This is a genomic window from Tepidibacillus sp. HK-1 (assembly GCF_001748485.2).
GTDB classification, from domain to species: domain Bacteria; phylum Bacillota; class Bacilli; order Tepidibacillales; family Tepidibacillaceae; genus Tepidibacillus_B; species Tepidibacillus_B infernus.
In genome coordinates this window covers 93,109-114,698 of record NZ_BDGM02000005.1, presented here as the reverse complement: position 1 = coordinate 114,698, position 21,590 = coordinate 93,109, and the positions used below count along the sequence as shown (strand labels likewise).

Sequence of the window (21,590 nt, the reverse complement as noted above, 5' to 3'; positions counted from 1 at the left end):
TCTAACGAAGATATCCCGCTTTTTTAATGCTCTTTTTAGGGCTTCAAATTAACCATGTCAATAAAGAATGGAGGAAACCGAAATGGCAAACTAAACAATGCGTATCTTTTTCCCTTTGAAGATCATCACCTACCCCCAAGGCGAGTACGGATTGGATGACAATCCAATGGAAATCACACCCGCAGAGGCTGTGTCTTATGAGGAGGCTATCCTCGCTGCCATCGTCAAAGAGAACCGATTTTTTGAAAATGACCGAGGACTTGCAGAATACATCCATGACGAGTCAATAAATAAAAAGGTGTATAGCCTGTACCCGTCAGTTGAAATCGTCGACGGTGAGCTGTGGGGAGTCATGACCGCAGGGTTAAGAGACCCCCTTTCAGGTGAAGTAACCGCCGAGCTTCTTGACTTTGTGACTGGACAAAACAGTGACGGCTACGGCGAAGGTCTTGAACAGCGTCCGATTAAAACTCCTGACGGCGAGATCTACGTCAGCTTTTGGAATCATGAAAACTATTCCTTAAACTTTTACAGAAGATTTTATGACGGGTAAAAAAGCCAAGAATATCGGATAACGCAACGGGTATTATGTAAAAGAAAGCCATCCGGCCATTGTTTCCGCCGAAGTCTTCGATAAGGTGCAGGAAGAAATGTCACGGCGTGCAAGATTAATTTATAAAGAAGATGGAAAAGTGAAGCCTAGCGCAAGTAAATATAACGGTAAATATCTTTTGGGGAATTTGCTTGTGTGCGGCGATTGCGGAGCGTCTTATCGGAGAAGAACAGAAAGGGGTAAGGTTGTCTGGAAATGCGCGACAAGGATTGAAAAAGGGAAAGATTCATGTGCCAATTCGCCTACGTTAGATGAGGGGTGGATCAAGAAAATTCTTGGTGAAAAGGTATGCGAGAATGGCGTTTATGATGAAAGCGTAATCAGGAATAAAGTTGATAGAATTAGATCTTTAATTCGTATAGCATAATTTGTTATAAAAATGAAGATCAGGCTAAGATATTTTTTTAGAAAGATAGATGGCTGAAAAGTTTATATTATAATAATAGGAATATTGGTAAAATATAGTATAATTGAAATGATTATATCGGCTATTCGAAGATTAAGGTACGAAGAAAGAGGGTGATCCAATGGCAAAGAAACCTGTAAAAGAAACTATTCACGCCAAAGGTATGGATATTGCTATCTATACTGAAGATTTTCAAAATGAATTTATTTCACTTACAGATATCGCACGTTATAAAAGTGATGAACCCAAAGATGTCATTAAAAATTGGATGAGAAGTAAGGACACAATTGAATTTTTGGGTCTCTGGGAACAATTACATAATGATAAATTTAAAGGGGTCGAATTCGACTCCTTTAGAAATCAAGCTGGTTCAAACGCTTTTACATTGTCACCTCAAAAATGGATTGATAGTACGAATGCAATCGGTATTGTTTCCAAATCAGGCAGAAATGGTGGTACCTTTGCTCATTCTGATATTGCTTTTGAATTTGCTTCTTGGATTTCGGCGGAGTTTAAGCTCTATATAATCAAAGACTATAAAAGGCTAAAAAACGATGAAAGCAGTCGGCTTTCCCTAGGATGGAATCTCAATCGTGAGATTTCAAAACTGAATTACAGAATTCATACTGACGCTATCAAAGAAAACTTAATTCCGCCGGAATTGACACAATATCAAATATCTATAACCTATGCTAACGAGGCCGATGTACTTAATGTCGCACTGTTTGGTATAACTGCTAAGCAGTGGCGCGAAAAAAATCCGGATAAAAATGGAAACATCAGAGATTATGCAACTTTGAATCAATTACTGGTATTGGCTAATATGGAAAGCTATAATGCGATTTTAATTGAGCAGGGTAAATCACAATCGGAGAGGTTGCAGCTTTTGAATAAGCTAGCCATACGTCAGTTAGAAGCAATTCGAGAAATCAATACGGATACAATTAAGAAATTAGAAGGGAAAAAAGGTACTTGACAAATAATTCATTTGGATTGTAGATACAATCATTTAGTAGTAAGGCTTTTTGTATTAAGAATAGCTGTAATGAAATCAAGGAGGTGTTTGGTATGCCATATGAATTAGGGGGTAGAGCTGATAAAAGTGGAAATAGGTTTGAAATTAGATGGGTAATATACCAAATACTTAAAGTGTTGGATGAAAAATTAGATTATGTTGTTTTGGAGGCTCTTGGTGACGATGAACGTGGTGTTGACATCTGGATTGGTCAAAAAAATGGCAGCAGAGAAGGTCAGCAATGCAAAGGAAGAAATGGGAGTAAAGAATCTTGGGATTATGGAACTGCTAATGCCAAAGGGGTATTCACGAATTGGAAGTGTCAATTGGATAGAGATGAATCGAATACTGTTGCTTTAGTCTCACCTTTAGCTTTCACACTATTAGAGGATTTAATTGAAAGAGCAAAAAATACTAGTGAAAATCCTAATGATTTTTATAATAACCAAATACTCAATGCTAGCAAAGAATTTGTAGATTTCTTTAAAAATTTTTGCAAAGTGATGGAGATAAATCCGGAGCAAGATTTGGATTTAATAAAATGCATTTCTTATTTAAATAGAATAGCTTATCGTCAATTCCCGGATACAGAATTAAAAGAACTGATTTTATCTAAACTTAGTTATTTATTAATAGGTAATGAAGAAGAAATTTATGAGACATTTATTGCTTGGATAGTAGATGGAGATATTTTAGGGAAAACAATTAACCAGTCCGTTTTGTACACGTTTTTAAAAGAAAAGAATATAAAGTTTAAAAATCTTGCCACTGATGAACGCATTATGCCTAGGCTGGAGGAATTGAATCAGGAATATAAAAAAGCGTTTATTCCGTTAAACGATGGACTGATTAAGAGAAAAGAATTTTCTGTGTGCAGAGAAGCAATTGATTTAGGAAACTCTTTGATAATACATGGGAAGGCTGGAAGAGGGAAAAGTGGATGTACAATAGACATTATCAATTATTGTCAAGAAAAAAACATACCATATTTGGCAATTAAATTAGATAAACGAATTCCGAATGGAACTGCAGAGAAGTGGGGTAAAGATTTAGGATTACCTGCATCTATAGCTCATTGTATTCACAGTGTTTCTAAAAATGAAAGTGCAGTAATTATTTTGGATCAGTTGGATGCTCTGCGTTGGACTCAGGCACATTCCAGAGATGCTTTATTGGTATGTGCTCAGATTATTAATCAAGTAGAGAAATTAAACTTTGAAAGACAGTATAAAATATCTCTTATTCTTGTATGTCGAACCTATGACTTGGAAAATGATAATAATATTAAGTCATTATTTATAAATAATGATAAGAAAGATGAAGCTATTCAATGGGAGAGGGTTCCGGTTAATGAATTAGATGAGGATATAGTAAAGAAAGTTATCGGAAAGCGCTATGGACAATTAACCAATAAATTAAAAGATATATTAAGGATCCCAAGCAATTTATTTATTTGGCAGCAGCTAAATCCAGATAAGTTGTATTCTGAATGTTCGACTGCAAGCCATTTAGTATCAGAATGGTGGAGCCAATTGTCCGAAAAATGTTTGGAATTTGGATTGAGTGAAACAAATCTAAATGAAACAAAAGGGAAAATGGTAACATTGCTGGAAAAACATGGTAGAATATTTGTTCCAAGTAGCATATTAAATGTTAATAAGTCATGTCTAGATTTTCTATCTTCAAATGCTTTCTTAATTATACAAGACAATAAAGTATCATTTGCTCATCAATCAATATTAGACTGTTTTTTAGCTGAAAAAATGCTTAAGAGATATTATGACGGCGAAGACATTGTAGATATTATTGGAAGCAAAGAAAAACAAACCCCTGGGAAAAGATATCAAGTACAAATGTTTATGCAAAATTTATCTGAGTTTGATAGTCAGGATTTTATTAACGCAGGGCAAAAAATGTTTGGAGCAAAGCAAATCAGATATTTTGTCAAATTTGTTTTCCTTGAGGTATTAAACCAGATAGATACTTTGGATGAAAATATACAGAATTTTATTATAAGTAATTGTGAAAACGAAACCTATGGTAATCATATTATAAATAATGTTATATTCTCCCGGCCTAAATATATTAGGTTACTTAGGCAATATGGTATTTTAGATAAATGGTTTAACAACCCGCAAAAAAAGGATATTGTTTTCAATTTACTTATAAGTATGAGTCCGGATTATGATAATGATGATATTACATTCATTGACAAGTATGCATTTCATTCACAAGAAGATGATAATAAATTCTCTCGATGTTTTTCGCATGACATAAATCAAGATACAGATGAGTTGTTTGAATTGCGGATGAAATTTTATAACCGATATCCAGAAATGGCTAATATGTATCTTGACTTCAAGTCGATGCTCAAAAATTGTGAAATAAGAACAATACAGCTATTGGCATTTTTATTGCACAATAAAATTAAAAGCAAAGAGAAAAACATTTACAGATATGAAGAGGAATTTTTACGTGAAGATTCTGAAATTCTAATTGAAAATGGGATGGAGGTAATAAATTTATTATTGCCGTACATTCCCACGGAAAAAAATCAAAGCTTGCTCTATAGTGATTGGTCTGGCAGATATTTTCATAAAAGAAGTCTTGAGAGGGCATGTATTCAAATTATAAAAAAAGCAAACGCAGCAGTTATTGCCTTAAAACCAGAAGCGTTTTTGGAACGTTATAGCGAATTCATGGGGAAAGGCAATGATTTATATAATGAAATTATACTAGATGGATTATACCGATTGCCAGAGAGATATAGTGATGTAGTGATTACATATTTATGTAGTGACTTTGATAGCAACATATTTGATAAGACAAGCGGCAATGGTGATAAATTACTTCTTGCCAAACAAATATTAGGTAAGCATTCGGAATACTGTAGTGAGAATGTTTTTATTAGACTAGAAAAAACAGTTTTGAGTTATCTATCACCACGAGCTAAAGATATATACCAACATAGATTTAATTATAATAGAGAAAAAAACGGCAATACAGTATATTGGAGTTTCTGGGGCGATTTGCAGAAAGAAATTCTCGAAATTCTTCCCTATGACCGATTGAGCGATCAAGCAAAAGATTTACTGTGTGTTTTAAAGCGTAAGTTCCCTAAAGGAACAACTTTATATAAAGGTTCAAATGGACATGGCGGATGGGTGAGATCACCTATTGATGGGAAAAAAATAAATAACAAAAAGTGGCTAGAGATTTTAACCAACAAAAAACTTAAGAATAAAAGTCATTCCCATTGGAAGGAGGTCCCAGGGGGATTTATAGAAAATTCTATTGAACAATTTTCAAGTAGCTTCAGAAATGCCGTTTCTGAAGAACCTGAAAGAATGATAAAGTTAGTTATTTCATATAAGGATGAAATTTTGGATGCATATATCGATTCGTTATTTAGCGGAGTTGCATATAGTAAGGCTTTGGATAGTGTGCCGGTAGAGTTGCTAGAAACAATGATTTTGAGCTATCCTTATGATTATGCCTCATACCGAGCAAACTACATTTGCACACTGATTGAAAACAGGAAGAACGCGAAATGGTCTCAAAAGGTATTGGATATTCTTAAGGATATTGCGATTAATCATAAAAACCCGGAAATAGGTAAACCAAATGTAACTAATAATGAAGATAAAGAAATGCGTAGCTTTGATATGCTGCAAAGTAATGCAATAAACTGCGTAAGAGGCAACGCAGCTAAAGCAATAGCTCAGCTACTATGGAACGATAGTTCTTTATTTACACAGTTTAAAGGTACAATTGAAAGATTGGCGTTGGATGAAAACCCAGCAGTAAAATTGGCGAGTTTATTCGCATTATGGCCTTCGTATAACATTGAAAGAGATTGGGCATCAGAAATAATCTTAAATCTATATGAACACGATTACAGGCTATCGGGCTTCTACGATACGAAAAATATGCTCTTTTTGTTGTATCCGAAATATCGTGAACGTGTACTCGAAGTTATTAAAAAATGTTATGAGTCAGAAGATAAAGAACTGATTAAAATAGGAGCATATTGTCTATCGGAAATGTTTATTCTGAATAACGAATTTGCCGATATAATGAGTAATGTGGATACAATGAGTGAAACACAAGCAGAATCAGTTCTCCATATGGCTATTCTTTATTTCAATAAGGATGAATTTAACTCATTAGCTAAAAACATAATACTCAAATTTAAGACAAGTTCATTAGATCTGGAAATGCCTATTTCAAGATTATTTTATGATAACCTTATTGATTTAAAGAGAGACAAGGATTTTTTAATTGAAATAATGAATTCCAACTTAAGTCGCAGAACAGTGCATGCATTTGTACATTATCTTGAAGAAGAATCAAAGTCAGTAGTTGATTATAAAGATATTATTCTATCAATGAGCTATCACTTAATTAAAAATGGATACGGTAAAAACGAAGGCATTTGGGGAATCGAAGATGAAATCTCTAAGTTGGTAATTGGATTATATGACGAGACTTCTGGTTCACCAATACCTGAAATAAAAAATATTGCCAAAGAATGTCTTGATGTATGGGATTTGATGTTTGAAAAGCAAATTGGGCCAATTAGATTCTTAAGTCAAAAGCTGATGGAAAGGTGAAGTATTTTTAGAGTGATTTCATAAATGTAGGATTGCTTGCGGCTATCTACGGAGAAAATACAATGATTCATAAATAGAATACAAAGAGAATTTATCTGATTCCTATATAAACATTATCCCCGCCAAGGCCTCACTAGCGCCAAGCAGCATCATTTTTGTACACTCAAGGCATACAGAATGTTGCGTAAAAATTGAACGGGTGAAAGGCTGATGAATGGAGGGTTTGGTGGACTTTAATATTTTGCTATTCTTGGTTAACCCTTGAGTACATAAAAAAATATATCGTCAAGGTAATAGGGCTGCAATTAATATTGTGATAAATTTGATGTAGTATTTTACGAATAAGAATAAAATGTATATAATAATAGCAAAGAAGGAGGCGGTTATAAATGCCAAACATTAAACCCATATCAGATTTAAGAAATTACAACGAAATCCTGCGGGACATTGCCATAGGTGAGCCAGTGTTTTTAACAAAAAATGGCAGAGGAAAATTTGCTATTATTGATATTACTGAATATGAGAAATTAAAGGCTTCACTAAAGCTGATGTCACAGCTTGCCCAAGGAGAACTGGCCGGGAAAGAGAAAGGATGGATGACAATAGAGGAAGTGGAAGCAGAACTGGGGATTGAGGATGTATAAGTTGAAAATTTCACCTGAAGCTAAAGATGATTTAGCACAAATTAAAGACTATATTTCTAAAGAACTTGGCAATCCACAGGCAGCTATAAATCTTGTTTCTAAAATCACCAAAAAGATACGTGGGTTGACAGAGTATTCTGGAATAGGTGCGCCACTATCTTCCGTCCTAGATATACAAATAGATTACCGTTTCCTTGTTTGTGACAATTACTTGATATTTTACAGGTACGAAGATGGAATTGTTTTCGTGTCAAGAATCTTATACGGTAGACGGAATTATACGCGTATCCTATTCGGTGATTTGCATGAGGATGAAGAAATATAGAATATAAAATTTTATTTGATCAACTATTATATCGACTTAGATCCGGCAGAAAGCCTTGAGGATGTTTGCATGAGAATAAAAATAGTTGATATTCTTTCTAAAAAGGAATCAGAAAGAAATACAATAGAAGCGGCGACATTATTTTTGTACACTCAAAGCATTCAGAGACGGTTTGTCTGCTTGAAAGGCCATAAAGTCTTGCAAATAAAGGGTTAGGACAGTATCTTATAAGGAATAAGACTCAGAAATTTCAATGCTTTATGATGAATTATCGAGGGTTAATTGAAGAGTTAATAAAACCGTGGCTGCTTGTCACGGTTTTATTATTTGTAAGGGTTTATTTGTGAGGTTTAGTTTTCATATTGCAGATAGAACGTGTGTTTGGTATGATATATTTATGGCGCACATCAGGATATTGCTTTCGAATTTGCATCATGGATTTCGTGTCCCCTGGTCCTTGAACAGTGGAATAGCTGAGTTTGTGTAAAAATAGGTTTGGTGGTGTTATTTTGTCAAATCAGACTACTCATAACAATCATTATATACCACAATTTTATCTTAAAACTGGAGCAAAGACGGTAATAGTATCTTTGTTTACAGTTTACTTGTACCTGATTCCAGAATCCCTTATTAGAATCATAGAAAAATCTATTAAAAGGTCATAGCTTGGATGAAGCTGAATCAAAAAAGCTCGCCCGCTTTATTGGCGCTCAATATATGAGGACACCTCAAAGTAACGGTTGTTAAAGATATGAACAAGGTGAACGTTGATTCGTTAATAGGTAAAGGAATGTATCTATTTGCATTAAAGCATCTACTTACGAAAACGGTAAATGTTCTGGAAAAACATAAATGGTACTAAGACAAGTTGGAACAAATGTTGTTTTTAAAAGATTAAGAAAGTATAACTTTCTTCCATTGGTCATTTAAGGGTTTGTATATTCCATAAGCTGCGACATAGCGTGACTAGCAGCTTTAGCTGTGTAGCACGACTTGTACACTTTGTGTGCCTTCAGAAGTGCCCTTCTCTCCGTAATCTTTATTCATAGAAGGGCACGGATGACGGAGCGCGATGGAATATACAAACCTTTTTTAACCAATCGCCGGCCAACGGATTTTCTATATAAAAATATAGCATGTTTAATAGCTTGGCCGATTACGGCAGCTGCAGATAGTTTTCGATATCAAAAGCCACATATTTTCCATTTCAGCAGCACGGTGAAGATGGATCGAAATATTCTGACGCAGGAGTCTCAAATATCCTGGGAGACTTTTTAAAACTTTATTGGTATGAGGCAGATGAATATAATACGCAAACAATACCCTGCCGCCAAGGCCCCATCAGGCTCAGATATACAGATAACAAAAATCATTCCATAGTATAAACAGCAGATGCATCATACAATAATTTGTTATTGCATGATGGTAGAATATTGCGAACTTATTAACTATTTTTAAGCAAGGAGTGCAGTTAAATAAAATTGTACTCCTTTTTGTTAAAAGTGTTTGACTTGGAGTTAACTCCAAGTATTAAACTAATACTACAAAAATATTAAGGAGGTTTATTATGCTAAACTTTGATTTTTACAATCCAACACATATTATTTTTGGTAAAAGTAGATTAGAGGAACTAAACAATCATATTCCAGCCGATGCTACTGTTTTAATAACCTATGGAGGTGGAAGTGCTAAAAAGAGTGGCCTTATCGACAAGGTTAAAACTGTACTTGGAAACAGGAAAGTTTATGAATTCGGCGGTATTGAGCCGAATCCTCGTTACGAAACATTAGTAAGGGCCGTAGAAATTGTGCGGGATAAAAATATTGATTTTCTGCTTGCAGTTGGCGGAGGGTCTGTTATTGACGGAACTAAATTCATAGCACTTGCTTCTTCTTACAAAGGAGATTCTCGTGATCTGCTGAAGTACGGCTTTACTCCTATTACTTCTGAGATAGTAGGTGAAGTAGTTCCAATTGGAACAGTTCTTACATTACCTGCTACTGGTTCTGAAGCAAACAGCGGAGCTGTAATAAGCTATGAACATGGAAAATTTCCAGTTATGAGCCCACTAGTTTTTCCTAAGTTTTCAATATTAGATCCGACCATTACTTTTACGCTTCCAAGGATTCAGGTTGCAAATGGAGTAATTGACGCATTTGTGCATGTAACTGAGCAATATATTACATATCCTGTTGATGCCAAGGTGCAGGATAGAATAGCTGAGGGAATATTACAAACATTGATTGAAATAGGTGAAACTACAGTTAATGAATCGGAAAATTATGATGCGCGTGCAAACCATATGTGGTGTGCTACACTTGCATTGCAAGGTTTAGTCGGTGTCGGTGTTCCACAGGATTGGTCGGTTCATATGATCGGACATGAACTTACCGCGTTATTTGGTATAGATCATGGACAGACTTTAGCCATTGTATTGCCAGCACTACTGGAGATAAGACGGGATAAAAAACGGGCTAAACTTCTGCAATACGCAGAACGTGTATGGCATATAGAGAGTGGCAGCGAAGAGGAAAAGATAGACTTGGCAATCCAGAAAAGCAGAGAATTCTTTGAAAGCTTGGGTGTGAAGACTCGTCTGTCCCAATATGGCGTTGGAGCAGATCAAATACCGGTTATTGTTGAAAATCTAAAGGCTCATGGTTTGACAGCGCTTTCTGAAACTCAGGATCTTACATTGGATATAAGCCAAAAGATTCTTGAGAGAGCACTGTAGTTTTATGTCATAATTTGGCATGGTGCTACGCCAGATAGTTGGTTTGTGCATGTCGGAATAAACACTAATCCTCAAAAAGGGGATGCTGAATGTCTGGAACCCGTAACGGATGAAGAGTATTTTAAACAAAAAGCTGGATGATTCGCAAGGTGATTTGTCATTCAGCTTTTCTTATAGGTCAATGAAGTTAAACTGAAAAGTGAGTAAGAATTTCTTTTTTTCAAAGGACTTGACTTGGAGTTAACTCCAAGTGTTATGATATCGGATATCAGGAGATGAAACCATATGACTATTACAGAAGTGAGTGAAAAATTTAATGTTTCACAGGATACACTCCGCTATTATGAACGCATCGGACTGATTCCTCGTGTGAACCGTAATAAAAGCGGAATCAGGGATTATACTGAAGAAGACTGTAAGTGGGTCGAGTTTATCATATGTATGCGGAATGCAGGTCTTCCGATTGAAGTATTGATTGATTATGTTGAGCTGTTTCAACAGGGTGATGCGACCATTGAGGCCAGAAAAGAACTTTTGATCGAGCAGCGTAAGCAGTTAATTGCAAGAATGGAAGATATGCAGAAAACGCTGGAACGCCTGAATTATAAAATTGCAGTATATGAACAGATAGTAGTTGAAAAAGAAAAAGAACTAAAGAGATCGGAGAATTAATTATATGGGCACCAAAATGTATTGGCACGCAAAATCAAAGGAGGATTTATTATGCAAAATGTAATTTTGAACAATGGTGTCGTGATGCCTATTTTGGGCTTTGGGTTTATCAGATTACTGATGAGAAGGAATGCGAGCAGTGTGTTTATGACGTGCTTATAACAAATGAAGAGCAGGTGCAACAATGCACAATAGGTATGTTTCGTTCTACGGTAAAGAACCAGGGGATCCAGCAAAACTTGCTATGGCACGGATTAATAAAAATCTTAAATCTATAGGAAAGTGAGGACTATTCAAGTGGAATATACGAAACTTGGTAATACGGGATTAGATGTATCTAGACTTTGCATTGGGTGTATGGGTTTTGGAGTAGCGGAACGTTGGATTCATCCATGGGTAATTGATGAGGAGAGCAGTCGTCCTGTTATTAAAAAAGCTCTTGAATTAGGTATCAATTTTTTTGATACTGCGAATGTGTATTCCGACGGGACAAGCGAGGAAATAGTTGGACGAGCTTTAAAGGATTTTGCTAATCGTGATGAAATTGTCATTGCGACCAAGGTTTATTTTCCAATGCATGAAGGTCCAAACGGTAAAGGTCTTTCTCGAAAGCATATCATGAGCGAAATTGATAAGAGTCTTAAACGTCTCGGAACAGATTATGTGGATCTGTATCAGATTCATCGCTGGGATTATAATACTCCGATTGAAGAAACAATGGAAGCACTCCATGATGTAGTAAAGGCTGGCAAGGCAAGATACATCGGTGCTTCTGCGATGTATGCATGGCAGTTTTTGAAGGCGTTGCATGTGGCTGAGAAAAATGGCTGGACTCGGTTTGTATCGATGCAAAATCATCTTAACCTCATTTACCGTGAAGAGGAACGAGAGATGCTACCACTATGTAAGGAAGAAAAAATTGGTGTGATTCCATATAGCCCGCTTGCATCAGGAAGATTGACCCGTGATTGGTCGGAAACCACCCTCCGTTCTCAAACGGATCAAGTTCAAAAATCTAAATACGGTGCCACTGAAAATACCGACCGTATTGTTGTAGAACGGGTTGCGGAAATCGCCAAAAAACATGGTGTACCAAGAGCCCAAATCGCACTCGCCTGGTTGCTACAGAAAGAACCAGTAACAGCTCCTATTATTGGTGCTACGAAAATTTCCCATCTTGAAGATGCGGTTGCTGCTCTTTCAGTGAAGTTAACAACTGAAGAAATTGCCTATTTGGAAGAACCTTATGTTCCGCATCCTGTAGTTGGTCCTATAAATTTTTAAGTAGTAGTGTTTCAACAATAGCTTTTTGAAAGCAAAACCCTGATTTCCTTATACGGGAAGTCGGGGTTTTTATGTTTGAAGCATGCGAATGGAATAAATAAAATCGCCAAACGGGGTAGCGGGCAATGTAACCATTCCCGCCTGCCTGTGGTTCTTAACAAAGAATAAAAAATACGCAGGCCGGGATCGCAGCAACGAAATCCTCTTTATTGATGCCCGCAAGATGGGTACGATGGTTGACCGCAAGCACAGGGAACTTGATTATGAGACAGAGATAAAATATATCGCCGATATATACCACAAATGGAAAAAGGGCGAAGGTTACGAGGACATCAAAGGATTCTGCAAATCTGCCGCTTTGGATGAAGTGCGCTCCCATGAATATATTCTCACCCCCGGCAGGTACGTGGGCATTGAAGAACGGGTCGATGACGGGGAGCCTTTTGATGAAAAGATGACAAGGCTTACCGGTGAGCTTGCCGAGATGTTTGCAAAGCGCAAGTCTCTGGAGGAGGAAATCCGTAAAAGACTGGGGGCGATTGGCTATGAGTTTTGAAAATAACTCTGAAATCTTAATCTATCAAACAGAAGATGGCCAAACCAAAATCGATGTTGTTTCAGACCAGCAAACAGAATGTTAGTCTGCATATCAATAATGTTTTCAAGGAAGGCGAACTCAATGAGCTTTCAGTTGTCAAGGAATACTTGACAACTGCTGCCGACGGTAAGAAATATAAGACGAAATTTTATAACTTGGATGTTATAATTTCTGTTGGCTACCGGGTTAAGTCCCACCGAGGCACTCAGTTCAGAATCTGGGCAACCCAAAGACTTAAGGAATATATCATCAAAGGCTTTACTATGAATGATGACTTGCTGAAAAAAGCAGGCGGAGGCAATTATTTTGAGGAACTGCTGGAGCGGATCCGGGATATTCGCTCCTCAGAAAAGGTATTTTACCGCAAGATTTTGGATATTTACGCGACGAGTATTGACTATTCACCGGATGCGGCCATTTCACAGCAGTTTTTTCAAACGGTCCAGAACAAAATGCACTAGGCGGCCAATGGGCATACTGCTTCAGGCAATCCGCAGAAAACCCATGTACATGGCCGACTGGATAGAAAAATTGGACGATTTCCTTAAAATGAGCGATAATGAGATCCTTACGTACGCAGGCAAAATCAGCCACCAACAGGCTACTCAAAAGGCAATAGAAGAGTATGAGTAGTATAGGGAACGGACCAAAAATGAGCTTTCCGAAGTAGAAAAGCACTTTTTAGAGAGCATAGATAAGACTGCAAAGAAGCTTAAAGGGAAAAAAGGGAAGTATTGGAGGTAATGGGGTGTGAGTTTTAGTAAGTGGAGAGAGGTTAAACTTGGTGATGTATGCGAAAGTGTGTCAAATACACATTCTTTTGAATAGTCAGTGTTGATATTTTTAAATACATCTGATGTTTATGACGGCTCAATTTTGCATAATAAATATTCGCCTGTTGCGGATATGCCTGGCCAAGCCAAGAAAAAATCGATAATAAATTCCTTTATTTGTATCTAACGTCAAATGAGGTGCTAGACACTTTACAACAAGTCGCAGAAGCACGCTTTGGAACGTTTCCACAAATTACTTTTAGTCAAGTAGCAGAGTTGAATTTGATATGTTACCACTTACATCAGGTTTAAAATTACGCAATTGACATCAATGTAAGTCCCTCGTGCTACATGGAAGCCATAGTCCTGTTGCAAAACCTAAAACGCTGAAATTTTAGGGCTTTGCAGGATTGGAGATTAAAAACGTTTTGCCGGATCAGCACATTTGGATCGGCGCAACTGCGCAGCCTGGAGCTTCAGATAAAAACTTATATGAAGATGATACGAAGCCATTCCAATTAGATTTTTGCTGGTGTGTTCTTTGACGTCGAAAGCGGACTGCGTCGAAGCGGTAGAACTGGGCTGGACAAAATGCTCAGGAAAGCGGCAAAGGGCAAAATCGATTGCATCATTATCAAGTCAATCAGCATTGAGATCACACTGAGGGGAATGCTGGCACAGGACGAAAACAGAAATACCAGTGAGAACATTTAGTATCGATTTCAACGCAAGTTCGAAAAAGGCGATATCTTCACAAAGTATAAGAATTTCATGGGATACACTTGCGTAGACAGCGAGATTGTTATTGTCCCGGAGCAGGCAGAGGTTGTTAGAAAAATATTCAATTTATATTTATAGGGCTTAACATTTGAACAGATAAAATCTTAAAAAATTGGATGAGAAGTAAGGACACAATTGAATTTTTGGGTCTTTGGGAACAATTACATAATGACAAATTTAAAGGGGTCGAATTTGACTCCTTTAGAAATCAAGCTGGTGCGGAAATGCTTTAACAAATATTTTCCGACTATATGTTAGTCGCATACAAAACATTTGAACTTTTGTACGTTGACCGTTAAGGTCAATATAAGCTTCCCCCCAATCAAATTGAGTATATTTGTGAGCTTATATATGATGAAGTGCTTGTTACATCTCAAAAGGGAGAAACCATCTTTAAGGACTTCATTAGAGATAATAGAATGGCTGCTCTGTATGAGAAGTTTATACTTAATTTTTATAAAAAGGAGTTACCATCAATATTAATCTATTCTCCGATCTTTCAATGGGACAAGGATGCTGACTTTGAACACATTGGGGAAAGCTTTGTACCGGTAATGAGAACGGATATCGTACTGCAAAATGAGAAAAGACAATTGATAATTGATGCAAAGTAATATACGAATGCATTGCAAATCCGCAATGCTGATTTATCCTGTTGTAGACACTGAACTTGACTTTGTTTACAGTATTCAGGTAAAAAGATATATGTGAAAACATTGAACCTTAATACAAGATGGGAAAATATATATGGACGATTAAAAGAGATTGCAACAGTAATATAAAAACACAATCCGTTTTATCGGACACCTCTAGTGATATTATGGTATCATTGGAGGTGTAATTATTTGGAATAATGTTGCAATTATAGGGGTGCACTTATGGCAAAAAGCTCTAACCAGAAGTTGAAAATTCTATACTTAATGAAAATGCTTCTTGAAAAAACTGATGAGAAAAATACAATGACAATAAATGACATGATAGCAGAACTTGGACGCTATGGCATTACTGCTGAGCGAAAATCAATTTACGACGATATAGAGGCCTTACGTCATTACGGAATAGATATTGCTACTCGGAAAACAAAAACTACGGATTATTTTGTGGCAAACCGTCCTTTTGAATTACCGGAATTGAAACTATTGGTTGATGCTGTTCAATGTTCGAAATTTAACCGGCGGACAGAGGTTATTGTTAAAAAGTAAAATAGGATCATTTGGTAATGGGAGAAGAAAAATGTCAGAAGAAGTTGGATCGGATTGGCAAGGAGCTTACAATACAAACGGCTGCCAGTATGGAAATTTGACCTACACCCAAGAGAATGCTGAACAACCAGCGAATGATCTGGAGACAAATAACAATTGGAATTGGAACTTTAATTGGTATGAACATTTTTGGACACTCTACCGAAAGTGCATCTTCTGCTAATTTAGTGAGAACAGAAGTACGCTGGGGTGACTTAGATATGGAGTGGGTTGCTTTATTTACCTGCTCCTTCTTGAGACATGATTCTGATCAGGAGTGGATTGATGAGATAGGGTCGATGCAAAATGGCGTTCACTTAATACAAGGTTTTGCAACTACCATGTACATTGCTGATGGCCAGGGGCAAACTTACTATGACCACTTTACCGGCTCCGGTGTGTTCACATGTGGAGTCGGATGTATTGCTTAAAAGCAAGACTTTATTTTAAATTAATAAAGGCTTGTTTTTTTTCATGGGGAGAAATAGAAAAAACATTAAGAAAAATAACAAAAAACATTTAGAAATAAATAGGGTTTTATCATTCTTTATAGAATTTAAACTACAAGGTATTAGAAGTACCAATAAGTAATAGCTTGAAACCTATTATAGGTATAAATGAGTCAGGAAAAACCTCAATTCTTAAGGCTATCTTGGTAAAGGTAGAACAAGTCTAGCAGATGATGAAGGTGAACTAGAGTTACTTTTGAACTTCACAGAAGATGAGGAATACTTCAACTTCGAGTTTAATATTGTGGAAAAATCAGCAACTGGTATTGACAATCTTAAATCTGCAATTATTTTTGCTGTATTTTACTGAAAATGAAACAATAAACAACACAAGAACTTCAGCTAACACTATGTTCACGCATCGGGGCATACGCCCCTTGGTCGCCGGAAGCGGAAGGGGGAGAAGAAATTATAATGACAACAATAGGTATTGATTTGGGAACAACAAACAGCCTTGTATCTTATTGGAGTGACAATGGCCCAGTCATTATACCAAATGTACTTGGTTCTAATCTCACACCATCAGTAGTCAGCATTGATGAAAATAATGAAATACTTATAGGGGAAATTGCCAAAGAACGTCTAATTACTCATCCACATTTAACGGTTTCTAATTTTAAAAGATATATGGGAACCGAAAAACGATTTAATTTAGGCAATTATACTTTTTCACCAGAAGAACTATCCTCATTTATACTAAAATCTCTAAAAGCAGATGCTGAAGCTTTTTTGGGACATGAAGTACAGGAAGCGGTTATTAGTGTTCCCGCATATTTTAATGATGCACAAAGAAAAGCAACAAAAAGATCTGCAGAGCTTGCTGGATTAAAGGTGGAGCGTTTGATTAGTGAGCCTACTGCAGCAGCTATATCTTATGGACTTCACCAAGAAGAATCAGAAACCAAATTTATTGTCTTTGATTTAGGTGGTGGAACCTTTGATGTTTCTATTTTAGAAATGTTTGAAGGGGTAATGGAGGTAAAATCAATATCCGGGGATAATTTTCTTGGCGGAGAAGATTTTACCAATCTTCTTGTCTCTTATTTTATAGATAGTGAGAAAATTGATGTTCAGTTCCTAAATGAAAAGGCACGGTCAGCTCTTTATAAACAGGCGGAACTTTGCAAACGTGATCTTAGTAAGGATAACGTTGGAAAAATGAGTCTAACTCTGGAAGAAAAAACTTATGAAAAAATGATAAGTCGAGCTGATTTTGAAAAACTAGCAAGCCAACTTTTATTAAGAATACGTCATCCTATTGAGCGTGCATTAAGAGATGCCTCACTTACACCGAAGGAACTAGACGCAGTAATCCTTATTGGTGGAGCAACCCGAATGTCGGTAATTAAGTTAGCAGTGAGCAGAATGTTTGGGAAGCTACCCTATTCTAATATCAATCCAGATGAAGCAGTTGCTTTGGGAGCTGCGATTCAAGCTGCCTTAAAAGAGAGAAATGAAGCATTAAATGAGATTATATTAACTGATGTTTGCCCATATACACTTGGAGTAGAGATTGTAAAAGAAATAGAAAGAGATAAGTTCGAGCCTGGATATTTTTTACCGATTATAGAGCGTAACACACCGATTCCTGTAAGCCGGGTAGAACGTCTTTTCACAATAAAAGATAATCAGACATCAATACGTGTTGAAATCTATCAAGGAGAAAGTCGTCGTGTAGAAGGCAATATTAAATTAGGAGAATTAGATATTAAAGTTCCGCCTGCTGAGGCAGGAAAAGAAATGATTGATGTTCGTTACACCTATGATATAAATGGAATATTAGAAGTTGAGGTAACTGTTATCAGTAATGGAATGAAGAATCGGGTTGTAATTGAAAAAAGTCCAGGAAGTATGTCGAAGGAAGAAATAGAAGAGAGATTAAACCTTTTGAAAGATATTAAAATCCATCCTAGGGACAAAATGGAAAACAGGCTACTTCTTGCTAAAGGGGAACGCCTATATGAAGAATCCTTGGGTGAAAAACGTGAGTATATAGGTGAATTACTGCAAAAGTTTGAAAATGTTCTTTCTCGTCAAAATGAGAGAGAAATTAAGAAAATGGCTAAAGAGATTAAAGATAAGTTTGAACAAATGGATGGGTGGCTTGATTATTAATGAATTTTTGGGGTATTTTAGAAATTAATCCTACTGATGAAATTTCTGTAATAAAAAAAGCATATGCAAAAAAATTAAAAATATATCATCCTGAGGATAATCCACAAGGGTTTCAAAAGTTGAGAGAAGCTTATGATCGTGCTTTACAGTATGCAGAGAATTTTAAACTTCATAAAACAATAGATACCGAAAATACCGGTTTGATAACAGAAACAAATATCCCAGAAAATATTTTTAGTAATCCTATTACTGTTGATCTTTTTGATGATTTTATTGATGAAAACCCTAAGCATGAACAGGCTGTTCATGCTTTTATGCAAAAAGTAGAAGCTTTATATCATGATTTCTTCTCTCGCATTCAGGAAGAGAATTGGAAAGAACTTCTGAATGATGAGGTAATGTGGGATCTTAACCATAGACAATTTTTAAACAGGGAAATGTTAGTGTTTTTAATGGATCACCACCATTTCCCCAAAAATATATGGCAACTTTTCAATAGAAATTTTAATTGGATCGAGCTGGAAAATGATCTCTATGATGGATATCCAGAAACATTTATTGACTATCTTTTTAAACAGATAAGTCAAGATAGAGGGCTCCGCTATTCCTATTTTAAAGAGAATCAGCAAATTGATTATGAAGAATATTTAAATTATAGAGAAAATGCATTCATGGCACTCCTTGAAAAAAATTATAAAAGTGCTGAGCACTACATATCACTTGCCTATGAAATCTTTCCTAAGGATCCTGAATTACTTTGTATGAAGGGAGAATATTATTTAGGTATAAAAAAGAAGAGAAAGGCAGCTGCAGTATTTCGAGATGCAATTCGGATCAATCCCGATGATATGGAAGTGTATTTCTATCAAGCAGAAATACTGTATAACTATAATAAAACCTTTCAAGCTATTAAGCTATGTAAGTATATTCTATCTCGTAGATCTAACGATTTAGAAGTAAGTATGCTTCTAGCTAAATTATATTTTAAACTCAGATGGTGGCATAAGGCTAAAAAACTGTTCTTAAGTAATTTGAAAATAAATTCTTCTAATATGGAAGCCAAAAACTATCTTAGACATATCGCTGATAAATTTGAATTAAAATTAAAAATTCAACCTTTAAATTTAAAGTTAAGATCCGAGCTAAAGAAAATATATGTAGAACTAGGGGAAACAGAGAAGATAAACAATTTGAAAATAACACCAATGGGCGTATTAAAAAGGTTATATCATCTATTTAAAATAATTATGTATACGTTTATAATTTTAATTGGTATATATATTGCTTTTAAATCCTTTTTTATTCTAGTTTATTTGATCATACGGTTAATTGGCGAACTATATAAACAGTTAAGAAAGTAGTGGAGAATGATTTTGCAGAGGATAATTATTTAAAGCTTCATGTAAAAAAAGTTTTTAAGACCAGATATGATTTTGAACTATTTTCAGAAACGATTGTCGATATTAACGAATATGAAAAATTAAAGGCTTCGCTGAAGCTGACTTGCCAATGTAAAATTGGGGAATTTCAAATAAATAATGTTTCTCTAGATTTTTCGTCATTTAGATATCACGACATTAATGGTTTGTTAGGTTTAGATATATTGATAAAAGGTGGATATATTGTTGACACCACAAAGGTTAACTGTTAGATTTATAAGTAAATTATATGTTTATTTTTAGGAATGTTACCGATAGGGCATAACCTGATTTATTTTGATTACACTAGACGTGTGTTCAAAACAAATCAGGTTTTTTTGCTAAATGTGAAATTTTAACTTTTCTTAGTCTATCCATCATTTAAGAAAGGACGTGTTATTCATGTCAAATTACACATTTCCAAAGGATTTTTTATGGGGAGGAGCTATAGCTGCTAATCAATCTGAAGGAGCTTATTTAGAAGATGGTAAAGGATTAACTAATGTCGATCTATTACCAACTGGGGATAAAAGAAGAGATATAATGAAAGGTTATGTTCCATCTTTAAAGCCTCTAAAAGATGAATTTTATCCATCACATGAAGCGATAGACTTCTATCACCGCTATAAAGAGGATATTGCTTTATTTGCTGAGATGGGCTTTAAAGTACTCCGTGTTTCTATTGCCTGGTCACGTATTTTTCCAACAGGCGAAGATGAAACACCAAATGAAGCGGGCTTGAAGTTTTATGATGATCTATTTGATGAATTGCTCAAAAACAGCATTCAACCAGTCGTAACTTTAGCACACTTTGATGTACCAGTGAACTTAATTGAAAAATACGGAAGCTGGAGAAGCAGAGAGCTTGTCTATCTTTTTGAAAGATACGCAAAAACTGTTTTTAGCCGTTATAAAGATAAAGTAAAATATTGGATGACCTTTAACGAGATTAATATGCTTTTACATTTACCATTCTTAGCAGCAGGCCTTATTTTTAAAGAAGAAGGGAATAAAAAACAAATTCAATACCAAGCAGCACATCATCAGCTCGTAGCGAGTGCATTAGCTGTAAAAACATGTCACGAAATAATTCCAGATGCAAAAATTGGCTGCATGCTAGCTGCTGGTACCTTCTATCCTTATACATGTAATCCAGAAGATGTATTTCATGCCCTCGAAAAAGACCGTGAATCCTACTTCTTTATCGATGTTCAGTCACGTGGGAAGTACCCTGGGTATGCTAAACGTTTCTTCAAAGATCATCATTTGAATATCGAAATGAAACCGGAAGACGAAGAAATTTTAAAGAATCATACTGTAGATTTTATAGGATTTAGTTATTATTCAAGTCGTACAACGAGTACCGATCCGGAAGTTATTAAAAATATGACAAGTGGTAACGTATTTGGCTCAGTTTCAAACCCTTATCTCGAAAAGTCTGAATGGGGATGGACAATTGATCCAAAAGGCTTCCGCATCACGGCAAACCAACTGTATGACCGTTATCAAAAGCCTTTATTTGTTGTGGAAAATGGACTAGGCGCGGTTGATGAAGTAACGGAGGATGGAAAGATCAACGACGATTATAGAATCGACTACTTAAAGCAACACATCGCAGAAATGGCTGAAGCAATTCAAGATGGTGTTGAGATTATAGGCTATACAAGTTGGGGGCCGATTGACATCGTTAGTGCTTCTACTGGTGAAATGAAAAAACGATATGGTTATATTTACGTTGATCGTGACAATAAAGGAAAAGGAACGTTAAAAAGAATCAAAAAGAAAAGCTTCTATTGGTATAAAAGCGTGATTGAGTCAAATGGGGAAAATTTATGAAAGCGTTGACACTG

Annotated in this window: 18 protein-coding genes and 1 pseudogene; all 19 read left to right on the top strand. The window is 35.8% G+C overall.

The features are described from left to right. The first annotated feature begins 151 nt into the window (after positions 1 to 151). The 19 genes and pseudogenes from BEN26_RS03905 (at position 152) to ascB (ending at position 21,576) form a co-directional block, all read left to right on the top strand. Positions 152 to 553 carry a hypothetical protein gene (locus BEN26_RS03905; protein ID WP_220126404.1) on the top strand — a complete coding sequence of 134 codons (402 nt, stop codon included), beginning with the start codon at positions 152 to 154 and terminating at the stop codon, positions 551 to 553. A 97-nt stretch (positions 554 to 650) separates the two neighbouring features. Further along, positions 651 to 980: a recombinase zinc ribbon domain-containing protein gene (locus BEN26_RS14255; RefSeq protein ID WP_220126403.1), complete on the top strand. Its 330-nt coding sequence runs from the start codon at positions 651 to 653 to the stop codon at positions 978 to 980. 160 nt (positions 981 to 1,140) lie between these two features. After that, positions 1,141 to 1,995, top strand: a complete 855-nt coding sequence (locus tag BEN26_RS03895; protein WP_069798962.1) for a KilA-N domain-containing protein — start codon at positions 1,141 to 1,143, stop codon at positions 1,993 to 1,995. A 92-nt stretch (positions 1,996 to 2,087) separates the two neighbouring features. Next, positions 2,088 to 6,647 carry a hypothetical protein gene (locus BEN26_RS03890; protein ID WP_069798964.1) on the top strand — a complete coding sequence of 1,520 codons (4,560 nt, stop codon included), beginning with the start codon at positions 2,088 to 2,090 and terminating at the stop codon, positions 6,645 to 6,647. Between the two features lie 389 nt (positions 6,648 to 7,036). Continuing rightward, a complete protein-coding gene (locus tag BEN26_RS03885; RefSeq protein WP_069798966.1) occupies positions 7,037 to 7,291 on the top strand; it encodes a type II toxin-antitoxin system prevent-host-death family antitoxin in 255 nt (84 codons plus the stop codon). Continuing rightward, entirely contained in the window at positions 7,284 to 7,616 is a 333-nt protein-coding gene (locus tag BEN26_RS03880; protein ID WP_069798968.1) for a type II toxin-antitoxin system RelE/ParE family toxin, read from the top strand. The genes BEN26_RS03885 and BEN26_RS03880 overlap by 8 nt, the downstream gene beginning before the upstream one ends. A gap of 1,567 nt (positions 7,617 to 9,183) precedes the next feature. Continuing rightward, entirely contained in the window at positions 9,184 to 10,350 is a 1,167-nt protein-coding gene (locus BEN26_RS03875) for an iron-containing alcohol dehydrogenase (protein WP_069798973.1), read from the top strand. A gap of 15 nt (positions 10,351 to 10,365) precedes the next feature. Further along, positions 10,366 to 10,491: pseudogene (locus BEN26_RS14055) on the top strand (cupin domain-containing protein); the annotation flags it as partial. A 144-nt stretch (positions 10,492 to 10,635) separates the two neighbouring features. Next, positions 10,636 to 11,022, top strand: coding sequence for a MerR family transcriptional regulator (locus BEN26_RS03870; protein WP_069798975.1), 387 nt, complete (start codon positions 10,636 to 10,638; stop codon positions 11,020 to 11,022). A gap of 297 nt (positions 11,023 to 11,319) precedes the next feature. After that, the gene (locus BEN26_RS03865) at positions 11,320 to 12,306 is read left to right on the top strand and encodes an aldo/keto reductase (RefSeq protein WP_069798977.1); all 987 of its coding nucleotides are present in this window, start codon (positions 11,320 to 11,322) and stop codon (positions 12,304 to 12,306) included. Positions 12,307 to 12,403: 97 nt separating this feature from the next. Further along, complete coding sequence (locus BEN26_RS03860; RefSeq protein WP_220126406.1) at positions 12,404 to 12,862, top strand: N-6 DNA methylase; 459 nt, start codon at positions 12,404 to 12,406, stop codon at positions 12,860 to 12,862. A gap of 53 nt (positions 12,863 to 12,915) precedes the next feature. Continuing rightward, positions 12,916 to 13,365: a RhuM family protein gene (gene rhuM, locus BEN26_RS13915; RefSeq protein ID WP_220126402.1), complete on the top strand. Its 450-nt coding sequence runs from the start codon at positions 12,916 to 12,918 to the stop codon at positions 13,363 to 13,365. Then, positions 13,313 to 13,537 (top strand): RhuM family protein, encoded by a 225-nt coding sequence (gene rhuM, locus BEN26_RS14250; RefSeq protein WP_399167913.1) that lies wholly within the window; start codon positions 13,313 to 13,315, stop codon positions 13,535 to 13,537. The genes rhuM (BEN26_RS13915) and rhuM (BEN26_RS14250) overlap by 53 nt, the downstream gene beginning before the upstream one ends. Before the next feature lie 1,339 nt (positions 13,538 to 14,876). Further along, positions 14,877 to 15,071: a hypothetical protein gene (locus BEN26_RS03850; RefSeq protein ID WP_069798981.1), complete on the top strand. Its 195-nt coding sequence runs from the start codon at positions 14,877 to 14,879 to the stop codon at positions 15,069 to 15,071. A 264-nt stretch (positions 15,072 to 15,335) separates the two neighbouring features. Then, positions 15,336 to 15,659: a hypothetical protein gene (locus BEN26_RS03845; RefSeq protein ID WP_069798984.1), complete on the top strand. Its 324-nt coding sequence runs from the start codon at positions 15,336 to 15,338 to the stop codon at positions 15,657 to 15,659. A 116-nt stretch (positions 15,660 to 15,775) separates the two neighbouring features. Then, on the top strand, positions 15,776 to 16,129 hold the full coding sequence (locus BEN26_RS03840) for a DUF6345 domain-containing protein (protein WP_181482182.1): 354 nt from the start codon (positions 15,776 to 15,778) through the stop codon (positions 16,127 to 16,129). Between the two features lie 492 nt (positions 16,130 to 16,621). Then, positions 16,622 to 18,322 (top strand): molecular chaperone HscC, encoded by a 1,701-nt coding sequence (locus BEN26_RS03835; RefSeq protein WP_069798989.1) that lies wholly within the window; start codon positions 16,622 to 16,624, stop codon positions 18,320 to 18,322. Beyond that, positions 18,322 to 19,683 (top strand): J domain-containing protein, encoded by a 1,362-nt coding sequence (locus BEN26_RS03830; protein ID WP_069798992.1) that lies wholly within the window; start codon positions 18,322 to 18,324, stop codon positions 19,681 to 19,683. The genes BEN26_RS03835 and BEN26_RS03830 overlap by 1 nt, the downstream gene beginning before the upstream one ends. A gap of 459 nt (positions 19,684 to 20,142) precedes the next feature. Beyond that, entirely contained in the window at positions 20,143 to 21,576 is a 1,434-nt protein-coding gene (gene ascB, locus BEN26_RS03825; protein ID WP_068722401.1) for a 6-phospho-beta-glucosidase, read from the top strand. Positions 21,577 to 21,590: the final 14 nt, after the last annotated feature.

Coding starts and splice junctions, on each gene's coding strand:
- BEN26_RS14255 (WP_220126403.1), top strand. CDS start 651: ATGTCACGGCGTGCAAGATTAATTTATAAAGAAGATGGAAAAGTGAAG.
- BEN26_RS03895 (WP_069798962.1), top strand. CDS start 1,141: ATGGCAAAGAAACCTGTAAAAGAAACTATTCACGCCAAAGGTATGGAT.
- BEN26_RS03890 (WP_069798964.1), top strand. CDS start 2,088: ATGCCATATGAATTAGGGGGTAGAGCTGATAAAAGTGGAAATAGGTTT.
- BEN26_RS03885 (WP_069798966.1), top strand. CDS start 7,037: ATGCCAAACATTAAACCCATATCAGATTTAAGAAATTACAACGAAATC.
- BEN26_RS03880 (WP_069798968.1), top strand. CDS start 7,284: ATGTATAAGTTGAAAATTTCACCTGAAGCTAAAGATGATTTAGCACAA.
- BEN26_RS03875 (WP_069798973.1), top strand. CDS start 9,184: ATGCTAAACTTTGATTTTTACAATCCAACACATATTATTTTTGGTAAA.
- BEN26_RS03870 (WP_069798975.1), top strand. CDS start 10,636: ATGACTATTACAGAAGTGAGTGAAAAATTTAATGTTTCACAGGATACA.
- rhuM (WP_220126402.1), top strand. CDS start 12,916: ATGTTGTTTCAGACCAGCAAACAGAATGTTAGTCTGCATATCAATAAT.
- rhuM (WP_399167913.1), top strand. CDS start 13,313: ATGCGGCCATTTCACAGCAGTTTTTTCAAACGGTCCAGAACAAAATGC.
- BEN26_RS03850 (WP_069798981.1), top strand. CDS start 14,877: ATGGCTGCTCTGTATGAGAAGTTTATACTTAATTTTTATAAAAAGGAG.
- BEN26_RS03845 (WP_069798984.1), top strand. CDS start 15,336: ATGGCAAAAAGCTCTAACCAGAAGTTGAAAATTCTATACTTAATGAAA.
- BEN26_RS03840 (WP_181482182.1), top strand. CDS start 15,776: ATGCTGAACAACCAGCGAATGATCTGGAGACAAATAACAATTGGAATT.
- BEN26_RS03835 (WP_069798989.1), top strand. CDS start 16,622: ATGACAACAATAGGTATTGATTTGGGAACAACAAACAGCCTTGTATCT.
- BEN26_RS03830 (WP_069798992.1), top strand. CDS start 18,322: ATGAATTTTTGGGGTATTTTAGAAATTAATCCTACTGATGAAATTTCT.
- ascB (WP_068722401.1), top strand. CDS start 20,143: ATGTCAAATTACACATTTCCAAAGGATTTTTTATGGGGAGGAGCTATA.